This window comes from Desulfobacter sp. (assembly GCF_050177295.1).
On sequence record NZ_JBFXHE010000261.1, the window covers coordinates 1 to 6,433 of the forward strand.

General features: G+C 43.2%; 5 protein-coding genes. 3 read left to right on the forward strand and 2 right to left on the reverse strand.

Translation table 11 applies throughout. The features are described from left to right. The first annotated feature begins 690 nt into the window (after window positions 1-690). A complete protein-coding gene (locus AB7U36_RS16150) occupies window positions 691-936 on the forward strand; it encodes a hypothetical protein (RefSeq protein ID WP_428160734.1) in 246 nt (81 codons plus the stop codon). A gap of 429 nt (window positions 937-1,365) precedes the next feature. Here the strand turns inward: AB7U36_RS16150 and AB7U36_RS16155 are convergent, their stop codons facing one another. After that, window positions 1,366-2,109 carry a transposase gene (locus AB7U36_RS16155; protein WP_428160735.1) on the reverse strand — a complete coding sequence of 248 codons (744 nt, stop codon included), beginning with the start codon at window positions 2,107-2,109 and terminating at the stop codon, window positions 1,366-1,368. Window positions 2,110-3,187: 1,078 nt separating this feature from the next. On the opposite strand from AB7U36_RS16155, the gene AB7U36_RS16160 reads away from it, so the two are divergent. Both AB7U36_RS16160 and AB7U36_RS16165 read left to right on the forward strand, forming a co-directional pair. Then, on the forward strand, window positions 3,188-3,625 hold the full coding sequence (locus AB7U36_RS16160; protein ID WP_428160737.1) for a response regulator: 438 nt from the start codon (window positions 3,188-3,190) through the stop codon (window positions 3,623-3,625). A 272-nt stretch (window positions 3,626-3,897) separates the two neighbouring features. Continuing rightward, window positions 3,898-5,304 carry an SLC13 family permease gene (locus AB7U36_RS16165; RefSeq protein WP_428160736.1) on the forward strand — a complete coding sequence of 469 codons (1,407 nt, stop codon included), beginning with the start codon at window positions 3,898-3,900 and terminating at the stop codon, window positions 5,302-5,304. 577 nt (window positions 5,305-5,881) lie between these two features. Here the strand turns inward: AB7U36_RS16165 and AB7U36_RS16170 are convergent. Next, window positions 5,882-6,064, reverse strand: coding sequence for a hypothetical protein (locus AB7U36_RS16170; protein WP_320397662.1), 183 nt, complete (start codon window positions 6,062-6,064; stop codon window positions 5,882-5,884). Between the last annotated feature and the right edge of the window lie 369 nt (window positions 6,065-6,433).

Here is a 6,433-nt window from a genome sequence, read left to right on the forward strand (position 1 = left end):
CGGCGGAAAACCTGAAGAGCCGCACTCAATTGCCGGTTGGAATCAATATGATAAACAGATGACAGGTTGTCTTGGATGCCTTTTAAGGCATCTGCCTGCTTGAGGATAAAATGAAGTTTTTTCAAAAACGTTGTTATGCCTTTATCTATTGTCACACTATTTCGGCCTGATATGTCCCCAACGCGACCGGCTAAAAAAGGAACTTTAAATTCTTATTAAAAAATCCCAGAAAAAAACGCAATGTTTTTTATATATTCCCCGGGCCCCTTATGATGATGCGCATAAAGAAAAGCGATTGTTCAAAAAAAAGAACTTTAAATTCTTTTTTGAGCCCCGTTCAAAGCATCCGACACTTTTTACCGCACATTCCATTTACCTTTGCTGCTCGTAAAGAGAAAAAAAAATTAACAGTAAAAAAAGAAAGTTAGATGTTTTCCGGGCAGTGCTGACGCATGAATAAAAAGAGGTCGGCTTCAGTCGATCTACCCACTCCCTTTGGGGGGAGATCCAGTCTTTTTGAATTCAAAAAGACAGTCCTTCAGACACTGACTATGGCCGGAACGGAAGACTTTCCTTCAGTCCGGACATATAGGTTTCCAGAAAATTAAATTGTTAATATTTGAAAAAAGTTATATTCTTAATTTTATTTGAAAAAAATTAAGAACAACACGAAATCTTCTGGAGGTCATCATGCTTTATTTTCGGTTAACTTTGTCAAAATTTGAGCGCAAATCCCTTTTCAAAGCACTCTCTCAAGCCCAAAAATCAGGACAACTGACAATCGTCAATCGAATCCGGGCAATTTTGGCCATCGCGGAAGGTAAAGACATTGATGATATTGCAGCGATTCTGCGAGTAAGCAAAGAAGGGTGTGTCCCACCTTTTACATATCCATTATATAGGGGGTTTTTCCATAATGTCTTGTTCTGTACCTGAATTTATGAACTCAGTAACATCAGCTGACAAATATTTTATTGCCTGATAAATTTTTATATAGTGTTTTCGTGTTTCCGCTGACCTTATGCCGTCATGATTTTTTTCCAGACGCCTGAGAAGCCTCATACCCGATTCCGAATTTGAAGAGCGCCGATATTTGGCCAACCCTTTTTTCTTCAGATACTGCATAGCAGCATCCCAGTGATCAGAAAAAAAACTTCGCTATCTTACACAAATAACTGTTTTCAAGTTTTTCAATCTGATTTTTCAAATTTTTCAGTTTTATTTTAGCCTGAATCTCCGTATTTGAATGATCAAAAATATGGCATGGTTCAAAACAGGGTTACAGATATTAGGAATACATAACTCTTTTGAATGACAGATTGATACGTAAATTAAGAGGTTTATCTTTTATGGTGAGTAAACTGTTTACCCAAAACTGTTACCTTCTCTCCTGGAGAATTGAACCAGGCCAAAAATATTTGCAATTTGACCGATTATGGAACGAAATTTTGAAATAAAGCCGCTGTCCCTTTTTTCAAGCGCTTCTATCTTTTCACGTTCGTTTTCAGTCAGGTTAGAAGGCTTTTTCAGCAATATCCATCGCAGTTTCCAAAGCTCTGAGGCAATTTCCAGCATATCTTCGTCCTTATTTTTTTCACCTTCCGCTTTCAGATTCCTTCTGTATTCCAGAAGGCATTTTTTTAAATTTTTCCATATATTTTTCGCCGTATGAAAATGATCAGCCTGAAATTTAGCATCAGGGAATACCTCTGTGATTGCTTTCACATAGCTGTCTGAATAATCTGAAAACGCCGAAATAACTGTCATTCCGCATTCTTTTATCTTTTGTAAAAACTGAATGGCATCATCCCCGTTTTCCGAAGCGGCCTCATGAGTAATAAGAATCCGATCAGACTCATCTTTTATAACCATCACGCAGTTGTTTGTCCCCATGGGATAATAACCGTCAATATGACACTGATTCGTTTTTTTTAGTTCCAGAAGCTGTTTTAAAATTTCCTCTTCAGAAGGAAGACTGCTTCCGATTGTGTCAATCCATCTTTTTACAGACGACTTGCTTACAGGAATCCGAAACAACACTGTGAATATTGTTGCAATATTCCTCAGACTCACTCCGCAGACAACTGCCAAAAAACATGCCAGACGCAACACACCTCTGCTCACATGCTGTTGTGCTGATACCTCCCTGAGCTTCGGGGTGAACCAGATTTGTCTGTTCTGGTCATCATAATACCAGGCCTGAGCTGATATAAACCGGTAAACAATCGGATTATGAAATACTGAAAATTCGTGTATGTCTACATTATATGTCTTTTCCGGCCTGTAAACATCATGGCTTATCCCGGCTTCTTTCTGCCAATCCCGCTTCCTTATATCCTACATTTCGCTTGTTTCTGTAACTATTTTAATTTATAAGAAATAAAATTATGCATTCTCACTCAACTTTAACTCCGCTATTAATAAATTCAAATAGTTATGAATTAAAGAGCGAAATGTAGGTTATATCAAATTCTATAATTGTATTCACCCCTTCCGTATATGAACGGGTGAATATATCCAGATTTGCTTCCACAACGGCAGAATTGAACTGACTTTGAATTATTACAGGCATTTTTCATCCTCCTTCCCTCATTCAGGTGTGTATAATGGAAGATGGCAATTGTCCGGCACTGGGTCAAATAAAATTTGCTCTACTGTTTTGATTAAAATTTCAAAATTTCTTCTCATGTAAAAGGTGGGACACACCCAGAAGATTTCGTGTTGTTCTTAATTTTTTTCAAATAAAATTAGGAATATAACTTTTTTCAAATATTAACAATTTAATTTTCTGGAAACCTATACTTCGACAAGGTCCAGATAGACCGGCAATCCAGCAAGCGCAGTCATCCCGTTCCTGCTTTCTTCCTCTTTGTACTTGAATGGTAACACGCCTTGTGTCATAGTTTGTTTCACCCCGTTGGTGATAGGTTTTTGGTTGCACAAACACTCTATCTGCTTGATTCATCAAGTTCAACGGGGTTTTTTATTTTTTTTGACGGCGGATCAGGGTTCTCCGGCAGCGGTCACGGCAGTTCCATTTCAATCCTTTAGAAATCAACATTTATCTTGACAAAGAATGATTTCCTTTCTATTTAGAGACGAGCCTATGAATGCAATTATCAGGTATTTGTGAAACCCGCTCCGGCGGAGACTATTTATAAATTCTCTAAAACAGGATATCATTATGATGTTTAAAACAAAAAGCACCATCATGCTGGTTGATGATGAAGAAGATTTTGTAGAAATCCTCTCTCTCAGGCTCACGCAAAACGGTGAAAATGTCATCTCAGCTTATAACGGCAGTGAATGCCTCAAGGCCCTGGAAAAAAACGAAGTCGACGTCATCATCCTTGATGTGAAAATGCCGGGAATGGACGGTATCGAAACCCTTAAGGAAATTAAAAAAACTCATCCCATGGTTGAGGTCATCATGCTGACCGGGCACGGAACCATACAGGCCGCTGTCGAGGGAATGAGATTAGGCGCCTTCGACTTTCTGCTCAAGCCCGCTGATTTTGATACACTGACCGAAAAACTGAACAAGGCCAGGCAGCGCAGAATCGATCAACTGGAACGTATCCGCCAGGCTGAATCAGCCGCCCTGTTGCGCCAGAGCAGTGTATAAATTATCTTTTGCGAACAAAAAATATTGCCCCCCCTTTTTTTTTCTTCAAACATGGAGACAGGCTGAAAGATATTATGGGAATGGATAATCAATAGCCCTATGACAAATGAAATCAGTATCCTTCTGGTTGACGATGAAACCCATTATCGGGAAGTGCTTTCGTCTGGCCCGCCGGGGTATCCACCGCTCGTGAATCTTGCCTATCAGACTGAAAAACGGATAAGGAAAAATTGGGAATTGGGAATAATAACAAATAACGGAGTCACATAATTATGGCTGAAATCGAAACCTTGAATCAACCGGTAAACATCCGGTCCATGATCATCAAATTAGTCATCGCGCTTGCTCTGGGGATAGGAATTATGCTGTTGCCCAGACCGGATAATTTACCCCCGGAAGGACAAAGGCTTCTGGGGCTTTTAGTAGCCGTAGTCTTTTTGTGGGTCAGCGAAGCCGTTCCCATCGGCACCACGGCCCTGATTTCAGCGGCGGGATTGATACTGCTGAAAATCGTGAATGCCCAGACCGCCTGGGCTCCCTTTGCCAGCCCGGCCGTCATGTTTGTCATGATGGTCATCATGTTCGGCGTGGTCTTAAATGAGGTAGGACTAGCCAACCGGCTCATGTATTATCTTCTCAAATTCGCCGGCACCAAGGTCAAGCGTCTGAGCCTGATCCTGGCCATCGGCTGCACCATGACCTCAACCATTTTTCACGATGCCACCATTACCGTTATCATGGTTTTCGCCTTTGTGCCGGTCTTCATGAGCATGGGGTTGAAGCCGGGCCAGGGCCATAAGCTGCCCATGTTTTTCATTCTTCTCATCCCTCTTGCCTCTTCAGCCGGAGGATTCGGAACCCTTCTCGGCGGCGGGCGATGCCCCCTGGCCCTGGAAATTCTCTATAAATTCACCGAAGGAAAAATCTCCATCGGCTTTCTGCAATATATCGTCATCCAGTTCCCCATCTGTATTTTGACGGCCGTGACTACCTGGGCCATCCTCTGGGCCTTGATCCGGCCCGAGGAAAAGGAGCTGGCAGGGGTGGAACTGGCGGACCCGGGACCCATGAGCACCGCAGAAAAAGGGGTTCTCACCATTTTCATCATCACCTTCACCCTCTGGTTCATGGGAGATCTGACCCACTGGCATTACAGCGTTCCCGCAGCCTTTGCCCTTCTCGGGTTCTGCGCCCCGGGCTGGATCAGCTTCAGAACCATCTGCGACAAATTCCCCTGGGAATCCTGGATCGTCTTCGGCGCCGGCGTATCTCTCGGCAACTGTATGCTGGACAGCGGGGCCGGCCGGTTCCTGGCTGAGACCTTTCTGCCTTTGCTGGACGGCCAACCCATGTTCGTGGTCTATTACGGCATGGGATTTTTCGGATCCTTTCTTTCCAGCATGATGTCCAATTCCGCCGCCGTGGCCCTGATGCTGCCCATCATGCTGCCCATGGCGGAAATGATGAAGATGTCCCCGGAAGCCGTAACCATGATTGCCCCCATGACCACCTCCTTTATCATGCTGGTCATCGGGTGCCCGCCCACCATTATTGCTTACAGCACCGGGTATTTTACCCAGAAGGAATTCATCAAGGTGGCTGTAATCTGGGCGCTTGTCCTTTTGCTGGTCTGTGTTCTGAGCATGCTGGTATACTGGCCTCTCATCGGTTTTGTATAAAATCAAAAGTTCCCTGTCTTCCGCCGTTTTCGGAAGACAGGGGACTTTTAAAAAAAAATCGGAAATCAGGTACTGGGCTCCAACTATTCCAATATGTATTTTTAGTCTTGAGTTCTCAACATTATGCGCCCACCATCAGTGCTTATAACGACTCGCCGACCTTCAAGTGTGTCTCCATCATTTAATGGGATTCGACCCGCTTGTTGCTCGGCTCGGGCCCGCTCTGCGTACCGATAGGTGAGTTTACGAATAACCTTTATATCCAACGTCATACCATGGTCACAAAGCACTTGACGGACTTCATCAAAAGAACTCAATAAGGCTGACCAAGAACTCACCATAGATGCCAAAGCTGGTGAGCAGCGATCATGGATTCCAAGAAGGATTAAACCGGCGTATGCACCTTTATACCTTTTTCGATTTCGACGATCACAGGATCGCCGATAATATCGAACACAAATATCAACCGAAATACCTGTACAAAGCTGAATCGAAACGGTCTCAAACCCTTCGCTTTTCATCCGCCCCGGCCAGTTGGACATCAATTCTTTTTCTTGATCAACCCGATCGGGGGAATCTACTGAGGCCTGGATACTTTTTTTAAAAGCAAGGCGCTTATCCGATTCGTATACCCAAGAAGTTCCTGTTCCATCTGTTCCAATTCTTTAGCATTGCGAACCAAGCGATTCGGATCTTCTTCCAGTTCTTTCAGGCAAGCATAGACTTCATCAACAGTATTGCAATCTTCAGCTTTTTTCATCAGCACAATCCATTTTTTGTTCGTTTCAGTTTAGCAGAAAATATCATGCTTTTTGCACTAAAAGATAGACTTTTTTAAAACCGGGAAAATGGGAATGCGCCCTAGTGGCAACACCGCCGATGTGAAAACTTATGTGGAACAGTGGCACCATTTGATTGATTTGCTGGGAAAAAGGTGCTCACCCGGTAATAACTTTGAAAAAGAAAAAATGCCAATTATCCTATCAGTTTGGATATATATACCGAATTGATTGGAGGATTGACCCATGCGAAAACCCAAGGACTGGGGCCAGCCATGCCCAAACCCGGAATGTTCCCATTATCGGCTGATGAACCGAGGTAACATTAGCGCCATTTCGACCTATATGAC

Coding starts and splice junctions, on each gene's coding strand:
- AB7U36_RS16150 (WP_428160734.1), top strand. CDS start 691: ATGCTTTATTTTCGGTTAACTTTGTCAAAATTTGAGCGCAAATCCCTT.
- AB7U36_RS16160 (WP_428160737.1), top strand. CDS start 3,188: ATGTTTAAAACAAAAAGCACCATCATGCTGGTTGATGATGAAGAAGAT.
- AB7U36_RS16165 (WP_428160736.1), top strand. CDS start 3,898: ATGGCTGAAATCGAAACCTTGAATCAACCGGTAAACATCCGGTCCATG.
- AB7U36_RS16170 (WP_320397662.1), bottom strand. CDS start 6,064: ATGAAAAAAGCTGAAGATTGCAATACTGTTGATGAAGTCTATGCTTGC.